Source organism: uncultured Ruegeria sp. (assembly GCF_947497005.1).
In the GTDB taxonomy this organism is placed as follows: Bacteria; Pseudomonadota; Alphaproteobacteria; order Rhodobacterales; family Rhodobacteraceae; genus Ruegeria.
Genome location: NZ_CANMFF010000037.1, coordinates 1 through 20,532, shown reverse-complemented (window position 1 = coordinate 20,532; position 20,532 = coordinate 1). Strand labels below are relative to the sequence as shown.

Genomic DNA, 20,532 nt, shown 5'->3' with positions numbered 1-20,532 from the left:
GGTACATCATTCAGATTAAAACAACGTGCTGCTCGTATCAGCGGATCCGGCAGGTTATTTGACATAAATTAGATTACGGGTATTGGACTTGTGAAGCCGCAAAGTTAAAATGTTCCACATTTGTAAAGTAAAAGTTTCCACTTCCCCGTCGAGCAGCCAGGCCTTCCGCAATACGGCTGGTTTCGTGAGCTGGCACCGAAACACACTCATCAGTAATGAACCGGGCTGGACGCTGTTTGCGAAATTTGGCAAACTTGGGCATCCTTGAGCCGGAAGATAAATCGATGCTACCATCGGAACGACATGCAATAATCCTCGAAGAAGTTTCGCGTCAACCTGCTGTTTCTATCCGAGCCTTGACCGAACGGCTCGGCGTTTCGCGAGAAACAGTTCGTAAGGATATCGAGCAACTGGCGCAGGCAAGCAAGGTCAACCAGGTACGCGGTGGAGCGACCAGTGTGCGTACGCACGAACCCCCGATAGTTGATCGCACTCAAACCAATCGAGCAGGCAAAGAACGTATTGGCAATTACGTAGCCAGCATAATCCCGGATGGAGCGAGTGTGATCATTGACAGCGGCTCGACGACACTCGCGGTAGCGAAAGCCTTGGCGACCAATCACCAATATTTAACAATTTATACCAATGATTTAACCATAGCTTCGGTACTTGCGCCAGCGGCAGCAGAGGTCACTTTGCTGGGCGGGCGTTTAGATTTTTCGGAGAATGCAACAATGGGTTTGGACACGCTGGACCATCTTTCCCGATACAATGCAGAGTATGCACTGATCGGAGTTGGTGGGATCAGTGCTCGGACCTTGTTCACCGATTTTTCGTTGGAAGGCGCAAACCTCCGGCACATGATGATAGAGCGGTCACAGCGCCCGTTCCTATTGGCGGACAGCAGCAAATTCGATGTGGTGGGGCAAGTTGCGATGAAACCACTGCCTGTAGATGTTACCCTAGTGGTCGACGGCGAGTTGCCCAAAGGCATTTCGGAAGTGATTAGAGACCAACCGGTTGATGTTGTCAGCGTCTAACGCCAACAAAAGAAAAATATTGCCAAGTTTTGCAAAGTGCAGATAAGGTGGGCACAAACCCGATTCCTTCTGTACGGAGCAAGGCAATGGCCGACATCCAACTTCCGCAAAGCGCGCAATATGTCATCGTGGGGGGTGGTATCGTTGGCTGCTCGGTCGCATATCACCTGACGAAGATGGGGCATCGAGATGTTGTGCTGCTGGAACAGGGGCAGCTGAGCTGCGGCACCACATGGCACGCCGCGGGTTTGGTCGGTCAGCTGCGTAGCCAGCCCGCGATGACCAACCTGATCCGCTATTCGACCGAGCTGTATTCACAGCTTGAGGCCGAGACCGGGCTTGCCACCGGCTGGATGGAATGCGGATCGGTCACAGTGGCACGGACTGAGGAGCGAATGACCATGCTGATGCGCACTGATGCTGCTGCGCGGGCGCAGGGGGTCGAGGTCCAGGTCGTCACACCGCAGGAGGCGCAGGACAAATGGCCAGTGATGCAGGTGGACGACGTCAAAGGCGGGCTGTGGATGCCCGGCGACGGTAAGGCCAACCCGACTGACCTGACCCAGTCACTGGCCAAGGGCGCGCGCATGGGTGGTGCGAAGGTGATCGAAGGAATCAAGGTCACTGACATTCTGACCAAAGATGGCACTGTCACCGGTGTGGTCACCGATCAGGGCACGATCAATGCCGAGATCGTGGTGAACTGCGGTGGACAGTGGGCCCGGCAACTGGGCAAGATGTGCGGCGTCAACGTACCACTGCATTCGGCCGAGCATATGTATATCGTGACCGAACAGGTCAAGGGCGTGACTCCCAATCTGCCGGTGTTGCGTGATCCGGACGGCTATATCTATTTCAAGGAAGAAACCGGAGGCCTTGTGATGGGTGGGTTCGAGCCCGAGGCCAAACCCTGGGCGATGGATGGCATCCCCGACAAGTTCTTTTTCCAGCTATTGCCCGACGACTGGGATCAATTCGAGATCCTTTTGGAAAATGCGCTGACCCGGGTGCCGCAGATGGCTGAAACCGGGGTGCGCAAATTCTACAACGGTCCCGAAAGCTTTACCCCCGACAACAACTATCTGCTGGGTGAGGCGCCCGAGCTGAAGAACTTCTTCGTCGGCGCCGGGTTCAACTCGATGGGCATCGCTAGCGCAGGAGGCGCCGGGCGGGCGTTGGCTGAGTGGATTGTCGAAGGGGCGCCGACCTCGGACCTGTTTGCAGCGGATATCCGGAGGTTTGCGAATTTCAACAACAACCCGACTTGGCTGCATGACCGGGTCAAGGAAACGCTGGGCCTGCACTACGCGATGCCCTGGCCCAACCGGGAACTGGACACGGCTCGCCCCTTCCGCCGCTCGGCTCTGTATGACCGGCTGGCAGCGAAGAACGCCGTATTCGGGTCGAAAATGGGCTGGGAGCGGGTGAACTATTTTGCCGAAGACGGTGAAACAGCCGAGATCGAATACAGTTTCGGTCGTCAGAATTGGCATGACAATGCAGGTAAAGAACACAAGGCCACTCGCGAAGCGGTAACGCTGTTTGACCAAAGCTCGTTCTCGAAATTGCTGGTGCAAGGACGCGATGCTTGCAGCGAGTTGAACAGAATCTGCGCGGCAAATGTTGACGTGCCCGTGGGACAGACAGTGTACACAGGCTTGCTGAATGAACGTGGGGGGTATGAATCCGACCTGACGGTTCTGCGACTGAAAGAGCAGGAGTATATGCTGATCACCGGCTCAGCCCAAACCATTCACGACGCGGATTGGATCCGCAAGAATTTCAGCGAAGATGCCCATGTTTTCCTGACGGATGTGACGGCTGCATGGTCGGTGCTGTCGGTTATGGGGCCAAAGTCGCGCGATGTCTTGAAGAAGCTGACGAAAGCGGACCTGTCGAACGCAGCCTTCCCGTTTGCCACCGTTCAGGAAATCGATCTGGGCTATGCCACGGTTCTGGCCAACCGCATAACCTATGTCGGCGAGTTGGGTTGGGAGTTGGTGGTTCCGGTTGAATTCACCATTGGCGTCTACGAAGACCTGATGCGCGCTGGGGCCGAGTATGATATTCGCGATGCGGGATATTATGCGCTCGAGGGGTTGCGTCTGGAAAAGGGCTTCCGCGCCTGGAGCCGCGAGTTGACCCCGGACATCACGCCGATCCAGGCTGGTCTGAACTTTGCCGTGGACTATGACAAACCCGGCGGCTTCATCGGGAAAGAGGCACTGCTGGCCGCAAAAGCGGACCCCGATCACCTGAAAACCCGTATCGTACAGCTGGTACTGGACGATGACGCGCCGCAGCTATGGGGCGGCGAGGCTGTGCTGTATGACGACGTCGAAATCGGCGAGGTCCGCTCGGCTGCCTATGGTCACACGCTGGGTGCAGCCGTTGCGCTGTGTCAGTTGGATGCACCCGAACGCGTGACGGCGGATTACATTGCCAAGGGTAGGTTCGAGATCGACCTTGCCGGAAGACGACTGTCAGCAACGGCGCATATCCGATCCCCTTACGATGCAAAAGGCGAACGGCCTAAAACGGACAGTTAGTCTCTGATGGCACCCAAATGGCATAGATCCTGATGAAACACTGTTCGGTCATCGAATCCGACACGACGCGTGTCAACGACATCGGCTTTTTGTGCTGGGATGGATTGCCTCTGGATCAGCTTTCGGTGGGGTTGGCCTATCTGAAGACCGCGAACCAACTTGCCCCTGACAAACAGCTCAGAGTCTCGATCTTGTCGCTGGCTGGCGCTGACGTGCAGAGCAATTGCGGAGTAAGCCTGAGAACCCGCCGCATCGATGACCACGCGGCGCGATGTGGCTATCTGTTTTTGCTCGGAGGACCGGTCCTGCCTCCTGATCAGCAAAACCGTCTTGGCCGCGTGGCGCGTTCGCAACTCAGGGCGGGCCTTGTTCAGGGCGCAGTTGAGGCGGCGTTGATCCCACTGGCACATACCGGGCTTCTCTGCGGCTTGGATGTCGCTGCCTCGTCCTCAGTATTGAGTGCACTGCAAGAGCAGTTCCCAGATATCTCGCCCGCATCTAACGATAGCCACGCCAGTGGAGCGATATGGTCTGCAGGTTCAGGGTTCTCTCTGCTCGACCTTCTGTCCAAGACTACAAGCGGCACACTTACTCCGCAGGAACAGCCCCGGCTAAACCGGAAATTCCAGAGCTACAGACCAATTTTCGGCAGGTGCATCGCATGCGCACACGACATCGCCCGAGTTGACGACGGCTTTACCGGCGACATCGTTGTTGACAAGGCCATAGAACTGTTTCGGTATAATCTGGAAGAACCCCTCCAGATTAAGAGCATTGCTGAGGAAGTAGGGATTTCGGTGCGCCAACTTGAAAGGAAATTTGTAACAGCCACAGGACTTACCCCAAAAGCCTACTACCTGGAGGAACGGTTGGAAAAGGCCCAGGCAATCGTCAGATGCACCAATCTGACGCTGGCCGAGGTCGCGTTGGCCTGCGGGTTTGGGTCCAACGCAACGCTTTCGCAGAAGTACAAACAAAGGTTCGGGCAATCACCCGCGTGCGAACGCGCCCGGTTGAACGCCCCAAGGTTCGAAACTTGATGCGTCGCTGGCGTTCACCACATTTCGTCAGGTTCTTATGACAATTGGCGCGCTTTTCATCGTTTTGACCGCTGCATTTCTGCACGCGCTATGGAATGCCGTAGTTAAAGGCGCGCCAGACAAAGCCATTGTTCTGGGGCTGATTTCGCTTGGCCATGCGATACCAGCGATGTTTGTAATACCATTCACTGGCTTGCCGGTCTGGGCGGCTTTTCCCTTTATCGTTGGCTCGACCCTGATCCACTGGGGGTACTACTGGTTTCTGAACACCGCCTACAAACATGGCGACCTGTCGGTGGTCTACCCAATCTCACGCGGAATGACACCGGTTCTGGTCGCTTTGGGAGCGATCCTGTTCGCGGGTGAAGTTCTGCCGTCCGTCGCATGGATCGGCATTATCTGTATCTCATTGGGTATTGGGTGCCTGTCCCTTGCAGGATTAGGCAGGCACACAAACTGGATCGCCGTAGCGGCTGCCTTAGGCACCGGCTTGATGATTGCGTCCTATTCACTTGTGGATGGTATTGGCATCCGGTTGTCCGAGAACACACTGGGGTACATCGCAACACTGTTCGTGGCGGAGATTTTTGTGGCAGGTTTCATCTTCACTACCAGGTGGCAGCGTGTCGTGACTCTACCCAGACGTTATGTCTGGGCTGGCCTCGCAGGCGGTGTCATTTCGGGCGTGGCTTATGGGCTTGTACTTTATGCAAAGACAATCGCGCCATTGGGCGTGGTGTCCGCGCTCAGAGAAAGTTCCGTTATCTTTGCGTCGATTATTGGCGTCATGTGGTTTGGCGAAGGGCCAAAATCCAACAGGCTTCTGGCTGCGAGCATCGTGGTGATCGGGATTGTGGCTCTGGCGATGGCAAGTTGAAGGGGAGGAATTTGCGGACAGAAAACACAAAAACACGCCCGAATGTCTTGCTGATCGTCATCGATCAGTTCCGCTTCGATCTTCTGGGGCAGGATGGTCTCGGGCGGATAGCGCAACTGCCCAACCTTCGACGGCTTCAAGAAAACGCCGTCAGCTTTGCCAACCACTTTGCCGTCACAGTGCCTTGCGGACCTAGCCGGGCATCCCTGTTCACCGGGCAATATGCATTCAACCACCGGTCGGTCCGAAACGGCACTCCGCTCCAGCATGATACCCCGAACCTGGCGCGTGCGATGCGACAGGCCGGGTACAATCCACGTTTGTTCGGCTATACCGACGCAACCCGAGACCCCAGGATTCTACCCCCCGATGACCCAAGGCTTCAAAGCTATGAGGAACTACTTCCAGGCTTTGAGGAGGCGGTGAGAATGCGCATGGAATCAGATGTTGGCGCATGGCTTTCGCATCTGTCGCAGCGGGGCATTGAGCTGCCCCCCTACCCAGACACCTACCGACCAAATGGTCCGAACGTCAGTGATCCGGCTTTGTATCCGGCGGATATGAGCGATACGGCGTTTCTGTCGGATCAGTTTCTATCCAATATGCAGGATGCTGAGCCGGGATGGTTTGCGACACTAACCTTTATCCGACCGCACCCTCCACTTGTGGCACCTGCACCTTACAATACGCTCTATGACCCAAGGGATATGCCTGAGCCACGTTCAACCCGCGATCCCTTAGGAGACCGGCACTGGCACCCGTTTCTTGCCCCTGCACAGGATAAACAACCGATATCAAGCATGGTTGTTGGCTTCCCCGATCTGATGAATGATCCGGAAACCATCGCCCAACTGCGAGCAGTTTATCTGGCGTTGGCGACGGAAGTCGATCATCATATTGGGCGCGTGGTGGACTGGCTCAGGACGTCCGGCCAGTGGGACAATACCGTTCTGATCGTCACCGCAGATCACGGTGAGATGCTGGGCGACTACGGGCTGTGGGGAAAAGGTACCTTCCATGATGCTGCCTATCATGTGCCCCTGATTGTGCGTGATCCCGCGCGTCCTGATATGCACGGTCAAATGCATTCCGGGTTCACGGAGTCCATCGAAATACCCGCCACCATTCTCGAAAGAGTCGGTTCGAGCCCCCCCTCTTCGATGAACGGGCGAAGTTTGCTTGGCATTTTGGACGATACGGAAACGGAAGGGGCGGATTACAGCTTTTCCGAGTTCGATTTTGGCAATCCGGTAAAGCCGACCCCATGGATGGTTGAGTTAGGTCTGACCTCGCGGCAGGCAAATCTGGGCATTTTGCGCACAAGAAAACACCGTCTGGTCGAGTTTGGCGCGGGGCTGCCGCAAGTACTTTTTGGTATGGCCGAAGATGGGGAAGATATATCCGTCGCAGAGCGGCCCGAAGACACGCCAACGCTGCTTCACCTGACCCGCAAGATGCTGGACCACCGCATGAACAATACCGATCCTACCTTTGCGCAAACGATTGTGCGCCCCGGAGGCGTTAAGACCGGTTCGTACTAAGTACATGCAAAGACGCGATTTTAAATGTTAAAGACCTACCGCTGCAAATCAAAAAAAACCGATCGCGGCAATCTTGGGGCCGACGATAGTCTTTCCATAGGGCTGGCTTATGATGTTGAAGGTATAATCGATTTTTCTTGAAAATTTAATCTGTCAAACTGTCGTTACTATTCTGAATGTGAATGCCACACGAGAATGGCGAACCAGTCAAAAAATCACCAACAGAGGATAACAATGAGACACACAACATCACTTCTTACCGCTCTCGCCGTCGGCACGCTGACCGCGACGGTAGCAGCATCAGAAACAGAACTGACTGTTTACACCGCGGTCGAAGCGGAAGACCTGGCCCGATACGCCGAGACGTTCAACCAAAGCAATCCTGACATCAAGATAAACTGGGTTCGCGACTCGACCGGGATCATCACCGCCAAATTGCTGGCAGAACGGGACAACCCTCAGGCAGACGTCGTCTGGGGTCTGGCGGCCACGTCGCTGCTTTTGCTCAAGTCGGAGGGTATGCTGGAACCTTACGCGCCGGCTGGCGTTGAAGAACTGGATGTGAAGTTTGTTGATGGCGACAATCCTCCGGCGTGGGTCGGCATGGATGCCTGGGTTGCTTCGGTTTGCTACAACACGGTCGAGGCCGACAAGGCCGGGCTGACACCACCGACATCCTGGAAGGACCTCACCGATCCTATGTATAAGGATCAGGTCATCATGCCGAACCCTAATTCATCAGGGACAGGATTTCTCGATGTTTCCAGCTGGCTTCAGATGTTCGGAGAAGACGGCGGTTGGGAGTATATGGATGCACTGCATGAGAACATCGCGCGGTACACCCATTCAGGTTCTAAACCCTGCAAACTGGCGGCCGCAGGCGAAATCCCAATTGGCATTTCTTTTGCCTTCCGTGGGGCCAAGTCCAAAGCAGACGGAGCACCTCTTGAGATCATCGTACCTTCTGAGGGCGTAGGGTGGGACATGGAAGCAACCGCAATTGTTGCTGGTACCGCAAATCTCGAGGCCGCGCAAAAACTGGTTGATTTCACGGTCACCAAAGAGGCTAACGAAATGTATAATACCGGTTACGCAGTCGTGGCCTATCCAGGTGTTGCAAAACCAGTTGAACACTTCCCCGAGGGTCTTCTGGATGCAATGATCGAAAATGACTTTGAGTTTGCTGCCAACAATCGCGCGGCAATATTGAAGGAATGGCAGTCTCGCTATGACGGAAAGTCGGAAGCGAAGTAATCCCATTAGCAGGAGGGGCTTTAGTGCCCCTCCTACACACCATGCTCTTGTTCCCCAACGAACAACTTACTCACCCGGTTCAGACCGGCCAGTATCGGCCGCGCCCGAGGTGCAGATGTGAGGACCTCTCCCGTGCTTCAGAAAACACCACCCGGTGAACTGTATCTCAGCATCCAGAATTTGTGGAAAGCGTTCGGCAGCTTTCTGGCGCTCAAGGATATCTCCCTTGAAATCAACGAAGGCGAATTCATTTGTTTCCTCGGTCCGTCCGGCTGTGGGAAAACCACTCTTCTGCGTGCAATTGCCGGATTGGATTTGCAGACCAAAGGTACGGTCATGCAAGATGGCAAAGACGTCTCCAATCTGCCCCCGTCCCAGCGTGATTTCGGGATTGTGTTTCAATCCTATGCGCTGTTCCCAAATCTGACGATTGAAAAGAACATCGCCTTCGGCCTTGAAAACACGGGCCGCAGCAAGTCGGATATCGCGGTTCGCGTGAACGAGCTGCTGCAATTGGTTGGACTGCCGGACCAGGGCAAGAAATACCCTGCGCAGTTGTCAGGTGGTCAGCAGCAAAGGATTGCACTGGCCCGTGCCATCGCAACCAACCCCGGGCTGTTGCTCTTGGACGAACCCCTGTCGGCGCTGGATGCCAAAGTGCGTGTTCACTTGCGGCATGAGATCAAGGAATTACAGCGCAAACTGGGTGTAACCACCGTGATGGTGACACATGATCAGGAAGAAGCTCTGGCCATGGCAGACCGGATCGTGGTTATGAACCATGGGGTTATTGAACAAGTGGGATCACCCACAGAAATCTACCGCGAGCCTGCTAACTTGTTTGTGGCGGACTTCATCGGAGAAATGAACCAGATCCAGTCTCAGGTCACCAAGGGTGGTCGATTGAGTGTCGGTGAAAAGACTTTTGCGTGCCTTAGCCACAAGTTCAACGACGGTATGCCGGCGATCGCAGCAATCCGACCGGAGGATATCATTCCGCATGAGGCTGGTTATCTCGATACCGGCGGCAACAGGAATTGTATCGACGTCACTCTCGATGAAATGGAATTCCTCGGTTCGTTCTGGCGATGCCGGTTAAGTAACGAGCGATTTGGATCTTCAGAACTGATCGCGGATTTTTCGATCAATGCCGTGCGCCGACTAGAACTGGAAGAGGGTAGGACCATGGTAATTGAGTTGCCCGAAAACCGGCTGATGGCCTTTGATGTTCCGGAGACAGCAGCATGAGCGAGATTTCAATCAACCCGGGTACCCTTCCAGCCGGGCCTGACATCAAACCCAAGCTCAGCAGGGATGACATCCTGATGCGCGGCAGCATGATCGTGATCGCGCTCTATCTGGTCGCGACGTTGGTCTTGCCGCTTTACACGATGCTTTCCAAGTCATTCTCCACCTATCGGATGGAGTTGTCGCAATACGAGTTCCAAGTCAGTGATGACGCAGGCCAGTTCGACGGAACCATTCTGTCGGGCGACGCACTGAACGAACAAATAGGGGCTTTTTCTGGCACCGAACTGTCTACCGGTTCAGACGGGCGGCTGTCAGTAACCGAGCTTTTCCCCGATTTCAGCTTTCGCAGTCCGGTTATGTACCAGATCCGCAACACGAGCGACACCGGGCGGTTTCTTGTCGGATCTACGCTGCAGGACGATACGGATTGGGTCATGCTCGATTCCAATGAGTTCCGGCGGGTTCAGCTGAGACCAGTCCAGTCGCGAGGCTTGGACAATTTCGTCAACTACTTCTCAACCCCGGCACTGTTCAATTCGATTAAGAACTCCCTTTGGATTTCTGTGCTTAGCACCATTGTCACAGTAACTCTGGCGTTCTGGTTCGCTTATGCGCTGAACCGGAGTTGTATGCGGTTCAAGGGTGTGTTTCGTCTGATTGCGATGGCTCCGATCCTGGTGCCATCACTACTGCCCGGCATTGCGCTGGTCTATCTGTTCGGTAATCAGGGCATGATAAAGGAGTTGCTGTTCGGCGCTAGTATCTATGGTCCGATTGGTATCGTAATAGGCTCGGTGTTCTTTACTTTCCCACACGCATTCCTGATCATATCGACAGCGCTCGCGATTTCCGACGCCCGTTTGTATGAAGCTGCGGCCAGCCTGCGCTCGACGCCGTGGCGTACTTTTTGGACAGTCACCATTCCCGGCGCGCGCTATGGTTTGATCTCGGCCGCTTTCGTTGTGTTTAACTTGGTGATTACTGATTTTGGCTTGCCCAAAGTGATTGGCGGCCAGTTCAACGTTCTTGCAGTAGATATCTACAAACAGGTGATAGGCCAGCAGAACTTTGAAATGGGTGCCGTCGTCTCGGTCGTTCTGGTGATCCCGGCAATCCTGGCCTTCGCGATTGACCGTATGGTGCAATCAAAACAGGTTGCATTGCTGTCGGCTCGGTCGGTCCCGTACCAGCCAACCCCAAACCGAAAGGCAGATCGAATCTTTCTAGCCTATTGCTGTCTGATCGGTTTGTTCATCGTCGGGCTGCTGGCTGTTTGCCAATTTGCGGCATTGATCAAGTTTTGGCCCTACGACCTGAGCCTAAGCCTGAAGAACTACGATTTCAACAAGATGGACGGAGGCGGCTGGGGCTCTTACATAAATTCGATCAAGCTGGCGCTTTTGACGGCTGTGATCGGTACCTCAGTCGTCTTTTTTGGTGCCTATCTGGTCGAAAAATCAAACGGGTTTAGAACAGGCCGGTCGATTTTTCAGATGTTCGCGATGCTGCCTATGGCGATTCCGGGCATGGTGCTGGGCCTTTCCTACATCTTCTTTTTTAACAGCCCGTCCAATCCCCTGAACGGCATCTACGGAACGATGGCGATTTTGGTGATCTGTACAGTGACACACTTTTATACGGTGTCACATCTAACGGCTGTGACCGCGCTAAAGCAGATGGACAGAGAGTTTGAGTCGGTATCATCCTCGCTCAAGCAGCCAACAATGAAGCTATTTGCACGCGTGACGGTTCCGGTATGTCTTCCGGCTGTTCTGGACATATCAATCTATTTGTTTGTCAATGCGATGACGACGGTGTCTGCGGTGGTGTTTCTCTACTCCCCCAAGACGACGCTCGCGTCCATTGCAGTGCTGAACATGGATGATGCCGGGGACATCGCACCAGCTGCGGCAATGGGGATGATGATTTTTTACACAAATGCTGCGGCGCGGATTATTCACCTGATTGCGTCCAAGGGGATATTAAAACGCACTCAAGCCTGGCGCGGTCGCTGACGGCCATTCCTGCTGATACCAAACCCCGCCAATTAATCTTTGGCGGGGTTTTCTTCCAAGGTACGTTGCGCAAACTCTGTGAAGGCGCGGATGATCTTCACTTCGCGCCTCTGAGACAGCGATATAATGCTCTCGCCCATCTGCAGGTTGATGCCTTTAAGTTTGATTTGCCGGAGACGGTCATCATGACCATATTCCGCCTGCGAGACAAATCCGATACCTGCTCCCGAGGCCACAAGTTCCCGTATCGCCTCGCGCCCTTCCGCTACAATCGCGGGTTTCAACGTGATCCCGTGTTTTTTGGCTTCGTCTTCAAGTTTCTGGCGCGTTTTTGATCCCGTCTCGCGGAAAATTAACGGTAGATTTGACAGCTCTTCCAGAGACAGTGTCGGCTTCGATGCCAAAAGAACACCCTGTGCGGCAAAGGCCACTATCTCAGTGGAGCCAAGACTTAAGACATCCATATCTTTGCCGGGAGACAGGCTGCCCACTACGCCAATTTCCGCGTTATAAGCCCTGAGCTCTTCCAGAATCTCTTCGCTATTCCCCGAGCGTACGGTGATCGTGACATTCGGATTCTTCTTTTGAAAGGGCCCCAGAAAGGCCGTCATGTGGTGCGCAGAGTCGGCGATGATGCGCAACTCTCCATCGACCACGGCCTTGGTCTCGGATAGGTAATCCTCGATCTGACCTTCGATCTCGAAGTATTGCTTCGTATATCGATAAAGCTGCTCACCGTCGGGTGTCAAAGTCACACGTTTGCGCTCGCGTTGGAACAACAACAGATCATGATCCTGTTCCAGCTTTCGCACCTGTTCAGAAATTGCCGGCTGCGTCAGAAAAAGAGCCTCTGCAGCACGCGAAAATCCCCCATGCTTGGCTACAAAATGAAAGGCTTTGAGCTGGCTGTGTCGCATAGCTGTACTCCGAAGTTAGATCATAGGCTGTGCTTATAATTAGATTGATAATTACAATTTCACATATAGCAACATTTGCTGCAATTGTGTTCTTGAAAACACCTTTCTGGAGCCTGGTTATGACGCCTTCCAATCCCAAAATCGAACAACCGCGCCTCGGTGAACCTTACCTTTTGACACCCGGTCCTTTGACGACGTCCTATGCCGTAAAAGAAGCTATGTTAAAGGATTGGGGCAGTTGGGATGATGACTTTCGCGCCATGACGCAAGAGGTGCGGACAAGCCTGCTGGCGCTATTGGGCGAGGGTGCCGATGATTTTGACTGCGTCCCGATGCAGGGCAGTGGATCGTTTTCGGTCGAAGCGATGCTTGCATCATTCATTCCGCGCGATGGCAAGGCGCTGGTATTAGCTAATGGTGCCTACGGGCAACGCTCCGCAAAGACCCTGGAATACCTGGATCGAGCACATGTAGTTCTGGACAAGGGCGACTACTTGCCGCCGCGCGGCGACGAAGTTGCCCGCATTCTTGCCGATGACCCCGACATCACGCATGTGGTTGCGATTCACTGTGAAACCAGTTCGGGCATTCTGAATCCCGTGGAAGAGATTTCCGAGGCGACCTATGCCGCCGGACGCAAGCTTTTGATTGACTCGATGTCAGCATTCGGAGCGATCGAGTTGAAACCGAGCGAGCTCAGGTATGAGGCGATGGTGTCCTCGGCCAACAAATGTATCGAGGGCGTGCCCGGTTTCGGCTTCATCGTCGCCCGCAAGTCCGAACTTGAGGCGGCTGAAGGCAACAGCCATTCCTTGTCGCTAGATGCACACGCGCAATGGGCACATATGAACAAGACTGGCCAGTGGCGGTTCACTCCGCCGACCCATGTGGTTGCGGCGTTCCTCGAAGCACTCAGGGCGCACTCCGCCGAAGGGGGCGTACCAGGCCGTGGCGAGCGCTATACCCGCAATCGTAATGTCATGGTCGCCGGCATGCGCGAGCTGGGCTTTGAAACACTGCTGGACAATCGCTGGCTCAGCCCAATTATCGTCACCTTTTTCTGCCCGGCGGACGAGAAGTTCGTTTTCGATCAGTTCTATACCCTTATGAAATCCAAAGGTTTCATCATCTACCCGGGCAAGCTGACAGTGGTCGACAGTTTCCGTGTCGGATGTATCGGCCAAATGGACGAGCACGTCATGCGCAAAGTTGTGACCGCAGCAAAGGAATCATTAGAGGAGATGGGTGTCACAAGCGCTGCACCCCCCCTACGGGCATTGGAAGAACGCGCCAAACTGGCAGCTTAACTATCAAGGAACAAAATAAGATGACCATCCAAACACCAGTTGAAGCAAACGAACGCGTCTATCCGACGCCGAAAGTGCCCGCAATCGCCATCTGCCTTGATGGGTGCGAGCCGGAATATCTGGAAGTCGCAATAGCCAAGGGTCTGATGCCCAACCTTAAGCGGATGCGCGAGACCGGTACCGATCGGTTGGCCCATTCTGTGATCCCCTCCTTCACGAACCCCAACAACCTGTCGATCGCCACCGGCCGGCCGCCTATCGTGCATGGTATCTGCGGCAATTATTTGATCGACCCTGACAGCGGTGAAGAGGTCATGATGAACGACGTGCGGTTCCTGCGCGCGCCGACCATTTTCTCGCAATTCTACGATGCTGGTTTCCGCGTCGCCATGGTTACCGCCAAGGACAAGCTGCGCGCCTTGCTCGGCGCTGGATTAAAATTTGACGAAGGTCGAGCCGTTGCCTTTTCTTCGGAACGCTCGGGCGAGACTACTTTAGCCGAACACGGCATCGACAATGCAAGCAAATGGCTGGGCATGGACGTCCCTGAGGTCTATTCGGCCGAATTGTCTGAGTTTGTATTCGCCGCTGGCGTCAAGCTGCTGAAAGAGTTCAAGCCCGACGTGATGTATCTTTCCACCACCGACTATATTCAGCACAAGTTTGCGCCTGAACAGCAAGGAGCACTTGATTTTTACACCATGTTCGACCGCTACCTGGGCGAGTTGGACGAGCTGGGTGCCGCCATCGTTGTGACCGCCGATCATGGCATGAAGCCAAAGCACCTGGCTGATGGGTCGCCCGCCGTTGTCTACGCACAGGATTTGATGGACGACTGGCTTGGTAAGGATGCGGCGCGCGTCATCCTGCCGATTACCGATCCGTACGTGGTGCATCACGGTGCGTTGGGCTCGTTCGCAACGGCCTATCTGCCCGAAGGCGCAGATCAGAACGACATCATTGCCAAACTCAGGGCAACCGAAGGTATAACCCATGTGCTGACCAAGACTGAAGCCATCGAACAATTCGAACTACCTGGCGACCGGATTGGCGACATCGTGATGGTCTCCGGCGAAAACATCTGCATCGGCACATCCGAGCATCGTCATGATCTGGCGGCCCTGAAAGAACCGCTCCGCAGCCATGGCGGTTTGACCGAACAAGAGGTTCCGTTCATCGTGAACCGTGTCATCGACCTGCCGAACCAGCCGGTTTTACGCAACTTCGACGCCTTTTTCTACGCAACCACAGCGGCGGCACAGTAAGTCATGAAAGATCAAACCATGTCGAACATCGAGATACGAAACGAAGGGATGCGGATCGGTGGCGAGATCGTCTATACCGACGAAACCGTTCCGGTTCTCTACCCCTACACCAACGAAGTGGTAGGCCATGTTCCGGCCGGAACCGCTGAACATGCGCGCGAGGCGTTCGAGATTGCGGCGAACTACAAGCCGAAACTCACCCGGTATGAACGCAGTCAGATCCTGCAGCGCGCGGGAGAACTGATCGGGGAAAAACGTGAGTATCTGGCCAAATGGCTGACCCTGGAACTTGGCATCTGCCATCAGCACGCGGTCTATGAAACCAAGCGCGCGCAGGACGTCTATCAGTTCGCCGCCGCCGAAGCGCTGAAAGACGACGGCGAGATATTTTCGTGCGATCTGACCCACAACGGCAAAGCCCGCAAAATTTTCACGACGCGAGAACCCGTAAACGCGATCAGTGCAATCACGCCGTTCAACCATCCGCTGAACATGGTCAGCCACAAAATTGCTCCATCTATTGCGACCAATAACTGCATGGTCTGTAAACCGACGGAACTGACCCCGCTTACAGCGCTGACTTTAGCTGACATTCTCTATGAAGCGGGGCTGCCACCGGAGATGTTCCAGGTTGTCACGGGCTGGCCCGCTGACATCGGGGATGAAATGATCACCAACGATCATATCGATATCATCACCTTCACCGGCGGTGTACCGGTCGGCAAGATGATCGCCGAAAAGGGCGTCTACAAACGTCAGGCGCTGGAACTCGGCGGCAACGATCCCCTCATTATTCTGAATGATCTCAGCGACGCGGACCTGGACAAGGCGGCAACAATTGCGGTTGCGGGCGCGACCGGCAACTCCGGCCAGCGCTGTACGGCGGTCAAACGCATTTTGGTGCAGGAAAGTGTGGCGGACAAGTTTGTGCCGCTGGTTCTGGAGAAAGCCAAAAAGATCAAGTTTGGAGATCCGCAGGATCCTGAAACCGAACTTGGCTGTGTGATCCACGACAAGGCGGCGGAAGTTTTTGAGAACCGCGTCTATCAGGCCGAGAAAGAGGGCGCAGAAATCCTCTACCACCCAGCTCGTCAGGGCGCGCTGCTGCCACCCATCGTGATCGACAAAGTACCCCATGACAGTGAATTGGTGATGGAAGAAACCTTTGGCCCGATCGTCCCCATCGTTCGTGTGCCCGACAATGATGAGGAGGTGATGGCCATTTCAAACTCGACCGAGTTTGGTCTGTCTTCGGGTGTCTGCACCAACGATCTGAACCGTGCGATATCCTATATTAACGGGTTGGATGTGGGCACCTGCAACATCTGGGAACAACCAGGTTATCGCATCGAAATGTCTCCTTTTGGCGGTATCAAGGATAGCGGCAACGGAGTGAAAGAGGGTGTCATCGAAGCGATGAAATTCTTCACCAACGTCAAAACCTATTCGCTGCCCTGGCCCGGCTGATATTCCTGCCCTTCCCGTTGGCGGGCGGGGCTTCAAAATTCCTCCCCTACTGGCGGACCTTTCGGGGTCCGCATCTTTTACGAAGCGACAGCGAGGAACGGATATGCCACAGATTGTTCATACTGAAGGGGAATCGAATACTTCGGAAGCCCGCTCTACTTGGCTAAAGAAGTCTATCGGACCCAAATCGTCGCCACTGCTAAAACGCGACGCGGATGTGTTCCTGCATCAATCCTTGTCCAGCCCCTGCGTCAGCACGATTGCCAAAGCAGAAGGGATCTGGATCGAAGACATGGATGGCCGCCGCTATATGGATTTCCATGGCAACTCGGTGCATCACATCGGCTATGGCCATCCTCGTTTGGTGCAGGCTATCAAAGATCAGCTGGACGACCTGCCATTCGCCCCGCGCCGCTTCACCAATGAACCGGCGGTGGAACTGGCCGAAAGATTGGTTGCTATCACCCCCAATGATCTGGGCAAGATACTATTCACCACCGGCGGCTCGGACGCCAATGAAGTCGCGCTCAAGATCGCCCGCGCCGCAACGGGCCGCTTCAAGACGCTCAGCTTCTGGGACGCCTTCCATGGTGCCGGTTTTGGCGCAGCAAGCGTTGGCGGCGAGGCCACGTTCCGCAGCCATATTGCCGGTCCATTATTGCCGGGAACCGAGCATGTGGCACCATTCCACCCCACCCGTTGCCCATATGGGCATACAACGCTTGAGGCCAGCGCGGAAGCCTGTGCCAACATGATCGACTATGTACTAGAGCGCGAAGGCGACATCTGTGCCGTGGTGGCCGAGGCGATGCGTGCTGTGCCCATCGTGCCGCCGCCAGGTTTCTGGAAGCGGGTGCGCGAAATCTGCGACCGCCATGGTGCATTGCTGATCCTGGACGAGATTCCGACCGGCTTGGGCAAGACCGGACAAATGTTCTCGTTCCAACATGACGAGATTGTTCCCGATATTGTCACCATTGGCAAATCACTGGGCGGAGGTATCCTTCCCATCGCCGCCTGTATCGCCCGCAAGAATCTGGATGTTTGCGGCGATTTTGCCATCGGGCATTACACGCACGAAAAGAACCCCGTTACCGCCCGCGCAGCTTTGACTACACTGCAGATTATCGAGGATGAGGGATTGGTCGAGCGTGCGTCGGAACTGGGGAAACACGCGATAAGCCGCCTGATGGATGCATTGCAAAACGTTCCCATCGTTGGCGACATTCGGGGCCGTGGCCTTATGTTTGGGATCGAGATCGTCGAGGACCGCGTCACCAAGACACCGGGAAATACCCGCGCGGAACGGATCTATTATGCCTGTCTCGAAGCTGGGTTGAGCTACAAGATCAGCCAGGGATGCGTTCTGACCCTGTCGCCGCCACTGACTATTTCGAAAGGTGAACTAGATCGGGCAATCGATATCGTAGTTGCCGCGATTGAAGGCGAAGTTTAACCGGTCGGTCCGCATACGCCCTGCAAAACTTTAGCGAGGGGGAGCACCTTCCAAACCGATCAAAACCTGACGCGGATGACACGGCGCGGACGCTTATCGCTAAGTTGATTGAACCCGACGTCTCTAGCGCCGTGGTCAAAAAAGTAAAAGCTACTTGCAGATTATCGCACAAGAGCTGCGGTGAACTGAGCCTATATTGAAGTCGGAGTGAAGTATGGCGATTGTCACCTTCCTGATCAGTCTGGCCGGGGCCACCATGCTGCTGCTGTACGCGGTCCGCATGGTGCGTACCGGGATAGAACGCAGCTACGGCGCGTCGTTCCAGCGGGTGATGACGCAACAACGCAGTTACGTGCAAGCTTCGCTGGTGGGCGTGGTGATGGCGATGGTGCTGCAAAGCTCGGCCGCGGTAGCCCTGTTAAGCTCGGGCTTTGCAGCCAGCGGATTGCTGAGCTTTCCGGCTGGGCTGGCCATCGTGCTGGGTGGCGATCTGGGCTCGGCACTGATCATTCAAATTCTTTCGTTCAAACTGGACTGGCTTGTTCCGTTGCTGCTGGCCGTTGGCGGCTATCTATTCGTCAAGACCGAGGCTAAAAAAGCCCGACAGCTGGGGCGTATCCTGATGGGTGTTGCCTTTATCCTGATCTCGCTCAGGTTCCTGCGCGAAGCGATGGACCCCATTCGCGACAGCGCATTTCTACCCGCCGTAGCCGACTATTTGGCCCGCGACTATATTACTGCATTCCTTGTCGGAGGTGCGCTGGCCTTTGTCATGCATTCTTCGGTTGCGGCTATCCTTATGTGCGTGACGCTTGTGCAAATTGGCGCAATCCCGTTCGCCGCCGGTATGTCATTGGTCTTTGGCGCGAATTTCGGCTCAGCCTTCATTCCTGTCTGGCTGACGCGAGGGATGCCCGTGACCGCCCGGCGTATACCCTATGCCAATCTGGCTCTACGGGGCAGTTGGGCATTAATGACATTGTTTGCAGCTAACTTCGCCTTGCGGACCGGGCTGTTGGGCGACCCGCAAGGGGGCCAGATGCTGGTTAACGTACATCTTGCATTCAACCTGTCGCTTCTGGTTCTGGCTCTTCCGTTTTGCGGACGCGTAGAGGGCTTGTTCGAAAGGCTCTTGCCCGACCAGAAGAAAGAAAAGGAATCCCGACCTGCGCGCCCGACCAGCCCACTGGACATGGAAAATGTGGCTAACCCGAGCCAGGCCATACCGAGCCTAAAGCGTGAGCTTCTGCGGATGAGTGACTTTCTCGAAACCATGTTCCGTCCTGTCCTGGAACTGTACCGCAGCGGAGACAAGGAACAGATCCGCTCGGTTCAGGCTATTGACGAGGATGTAAACAGATGCCTTTCGGATATTCGAGCCTTTATCGCTGCGATGCCCTCAGAGCTATATGAAAAACGGGATGCAAAAACCGCGCGCGATTTAATGGAATTTGCGATCCGTCTTGAAACGGCAGGGGATGTTGTCGCCAAACGCCTGACAGTTTTGGCCGGCGAAATGCGCGCAAAGGGATCAAGTTTTTCACAGGAAGGCTGGTCGGAACTTGTTCAGATGCACGAGGGAATTCTGGCCAATATGAAACTGGCATCGAATGTGCTGATTTCGGACGATCTGGAAAGCGCCCGGCTTCTCAGCCTTGAAAAAACCGAGATCAAACGCGTGGAACGAGATAGCCGCAAGCGGCACTTGCGACGACTGCAGCACGGCACAACGGAAAGCTTCGAGACCAGCGACATTCATCTGGAGACTTTACGGGCATTCCGGGAATTCAACAGCCACATCGCTTCGATCGCCTACCCGGTCCTGTACCGGAATGGTCAGTTGCTTGAGACACGGTTAATCACCGAGATTGCTGACTAACGAGTTGCCGAATGGAGTACTTTATTAAGCACTCGGACGACGAAATCGTGTTACTATCGGTACGGCGGTCTGACACAGGAGCCAGTCGCAATGAGAAAAGTCAAATCAGAAGATGCAAAAGCGAGAGTGTGTACGAGTAACTACACTCGCATTCACAATTTTGTATTAAGATCGTTTAGCGCTCTCAAAAACTTTGGTCACAGGCGGTCTCTAGCAAGTAAATTCTACCCACAAAAGCTACTTAAACGCTCTGTTGAAACGAGTTCTTCTCACGCTTCTTCAAATTACTCAATGCAATGTAAGCCAACTCTCAGCAATGCAGTTAGGACCGAAAATCGAACGGCTGAAAGGGCCACAACATTTTATTTACCTTAGCAACGTTATTGGCATTGCAGAATAGATGGCCAGGTATATTCAGGGCGATCTCGCTCACCGATGGCAACAGCGATAGGGTTTCCGACTGCACTGCGACACAATTTGACCGCTGCGACACAGTCTTCCTTCCAGCAACCGTATTCGCAACAGCAGTCATTTACTGGCTGGGATTCCTGATTCTAATCTCTTCAATAGATCCCTCCATTCAGTTTGTTTGCAGATCCTGACCTGCCCCCCGAAACTTCCCTCGCTCTGATGTAGAGTTTGCTCAACTTTTCGAAGGAGCAAACGAATGCGAA

The 20,532-nt window shown here is 54.6% G+C and carries 14 protein-coding genes; 13 read left to right on the top strand and 1 reads right to left on the bottom strand.

All coding sequences use genetic code 11. The annotated features are described in order from the left end of the window. The first annotated feature begins 254 nt into the window (after nucleotides 1-254). From Q0816_RS25250 to Q0816_RS25215, 8 genes are all read left to right on the top strand, one after another. Nucleotides 255-1,040: a DeoR/GlpR family DNA-binding transcription regulator gene (locus Q0816_RS25250; RefSeq protein ID WP_298855912.1), complete on the top strand. Its 786-nt coding sequence runs from the start codon at nucleotides 255-257 to the stop codon at nucleotides 1,038-1,040. Between the two features lie 86 nt (nucleotides 1,041-1,126). Then, nucleotides 1,127-3,589, top strand: a complete 2,463-nt coding sequence (locus Q0816_RS25245) for an FAD-dependent oxidoreductase (RefSeq protein WP_298855910.1) — start codon at nucleotides 1,127-1,129, stop codon at nucleotides 3,587-3,589. A 32-nt stretch (nucleotides 3,590-3,621) separates the two neighbouring features. After that, a complete protein-coding gene (locus Q0816_RS25240; protein WP_298855908.1) occupies nucleotides 3,622-4,629 on the top strand; it encodes a GlxA family transcriptional regulator in 1,008 nt (335 codons plus the stop codon). A gap of 37 nt (nucleotides 4,630-4,666) precedes the next feature. Beyond that, complete coding sequence (locus Q0816_RS25235) at nucleotides 4,667-5,506, top strand: EamA family transporter (protein WP_298855906.1); 840 nt, start codon at nucleotides 4,667-4,669, stop codon at nucleotides 5,504-5,506. Nucleotides 5,507-5,517: 11 nt separating this feature from the next. After that, on the top strand, nucleotides 5,518-7,047 hold the full coding sequence (locus Q0816_RS25230; RefSeq protein ID WP_298855903.1) for a sulfatase-like hydrolase/transferase: 1,530 nt from the start codon (nucleotides 5,518-5,520) through the stop codon (nucleotides 7,045-7,047). A gap of 234 nt (nucleotides 7,048-7,281) precedes the next feature. Continuing rightward, nucleotides 7,282-8,301, top strand: coding sequence for a putative 2-aminoethylphosphonate ABC transporter substrate-binding protein (locus Q0816_RS25225; protein ID WP_298855902.1), 1,020 nt, complete (start codon nucleotides 7,282-7,284; stop codon nucleotides 8,299-8,301). A gap of 132 nt (nucleotides 8,302-8,433) precedes the next feature. Beyond that, nucleotides 8,434-9,549 (top strand): putative 2-aminoethylphosphonate ABC transporter ATP-binding protein, encoded by a 1,116-nt coding sequence (locus Q0816_RS25220; RefSeq protein WP_298855901.1) that lies wholly within the window; start codon nucleotides 8,434-8,436, stop codon nucleotides 9,547-9,549. Next, on the top strand, nucleotides 9,546-11,567 hold the full coding sequence (locus Q0816_RS25215) for a putative 2-aminoethylphosphonate ABC transporter permease subunit (RefSeq protein ID WP_298855899.1): 2,022 nt from the start codon (nucleotides 9,546-9,548) through the stop codon (nucleotides 11,565-11,567). The genes Q0816_RS25220 and Q0816_RS25215 overlap by 4 nt, the downstream gene beginning before the upstream one ends. Before the next feature lie 32 nt (nucleotides 11,568-11,599). On the opposite strand, the gene Q0816_RS25210 is transcribed toward Q0816_RS25215, so the two are convergent. Then, nucleotides 11,600-12,484 (bottom strand): LysR substrate-binding domain-containing protein, encoded by an 885-nt coding sequence (locus Q0816_RS25210; protein WP_298855897.1) that lies wholly within the window; start codon nucleotides 12,482-12,484, stop codon nucleotides 11,600-11,602. 119 nt (nucleotides 12,485-12,603) lie between these two features. Between Q0816_RS25210 and Q0816_RS25205 the strand changes: the two genes are divergently transcribed. The 5 genes from Q0816_RS25205 to Q0816_RS25185 all read left to right on the top strand — a co-directional run bounded on the left by Q0816_RS25205 (nucleotide 12,604) and on the right by Q0816_RS25185 (nucleotide 19,858). Further along, nucleotides 12,604-13,791, top strand: a complete 1,188-nt coding sequence (locus Q0816_RS25205) for a 2-aminoethylphosphonate--pyruvate transaminase (protein WP_298855895.1) — start codon at nucleotides 12,604-12,606, stop codon at nucleotides 13,789-13,791. A 20-nt stretch (nucleotides 13,792-13,811) separates the two neighbouring features. Beyond that, nucleotides 13,812-15,056 (top strand): phosphonoacetate hydrolase, encoded by a 1,245-nt coding sequence (gene phnA / locus Q0816_RS25200; protein ID WP_298855893.1) that lies wholly within the window; start codon nucleotides 13,812-13,814, stop codon nucleotides 15,054-15,056. A 3-nt stretch (nucleotides 15,057-15,059) separates the two neighbouring features. Continuing rightward, nucleotides 15,060-16,523 (top strand): phosphonoacetaldehyde dehydrogenase, encoded by a 1,464-nt coding sequence (gene phnY / locus Q0816_RS25195; protein ID WP_298855891.1) that lies wholly within the window; start codon nucleotides 15,060-15,062, stop codon nucleotides 16,521-16,523. Nucleotides 16,524-16,626: 103 nt separating this feature from the next. Beyond that, a complete protein-coding gene (locus tag Q0816_RS25190) occupies nucleotides 16,627-17,979 on the top strand; it encodes an aspartate aminotransferase family protein (RefSeq protein ID WP_298855889.1) in 1,353 nt (450 codons plus the stop codon). 214 nt (nucleotides 17,980-18,193) lie between these two features. Further along, nucleotides 18,194-19,858, top strand: a complete 1,665-nt coding sequence (locus Q0816_RS25185) for a Na/Pi cotransporter family protein (RefSeq protein WP_298855887.1) — start codon at nucleotides 18,194-18,196, stop codon at nucleotides 19,856-19,858. Nucleotides 19,859-20,532 lie beyond the last annotated feature (674 nt).

Coding starts and splice junctions, on each gene's coding strand:
- Q0816_RS25205 (WP_298855895.1), top strand. CDS start 12,604: ATGACGCCTTCCAATCCCAAAATCGAACAACCGCGCCTCGGTGAACCT.
- phnY (WP_298855891.1), top strand. CDS start 15,060: ATGAAAGATCAAACCATGTCGAACATCGAGATACGAAACGAAGGGATG.
- Q0816_RS25210 (WP_298855897.1), bottom strand. CDS start 12,484: ATGCGACACAGCCAGCTCAAAGCCTTTCATTTTGTAGCCAAGCATGGG.
- Q0816_RS25235 (WP_298855906.1), top strand. CDS start 4,667: ATGACAATTGGCGCGCTTTTCATCGTTTTGACCGCTGCATTTCTGCAC.
- Q0816_RS25215 (WP_298855899.1), top strand. CDS start 9,546: ATGAGCGAGATTTCAATCAACCCGGGTACCCTTCCAGCCGGGCCTGAC.
- Q0816_RS25240 (WP_298855908.1), top strand. CDS start 3,622: ATGAAACACTGTTCGGTCATCGAATCCGACACGACGCGTGTCAACGAC.
- Q0816_RS25225 (WP_298855902.1), top strand. CDS start 7,282: ATGAGACACACAACATCACTTCTTACCGCTCTCGCCGTCGGCACGCTG.
- Q0816_RS25245 (WP_298855910.1), top strand. CDS start 1,127: ATGGCCGACATCCAACTTCCGCAAAGCGCGCAATATGTCATCGTGGGG.
- Q0816_RS25185 (WP_298855887.1), top strand. CDS start 18,194: ATGGCGATTGTCACCTTCCTGATCAGTCTGGCCGGGGCCACCATGCTG.
- Q0816_RS25190 (WP_298855889.1), top strand. CDS start 16,627: ATGCCACAGATTGTTCATACTGAAGGGGAATCGAATACTTCGGAAGCC.
- phnA (WP_298855893.1), top strand. CDS start 13,812: ATGACCATCCAAACACCAGTTGAAGCAAACGAACGCGTCTATCCGACG.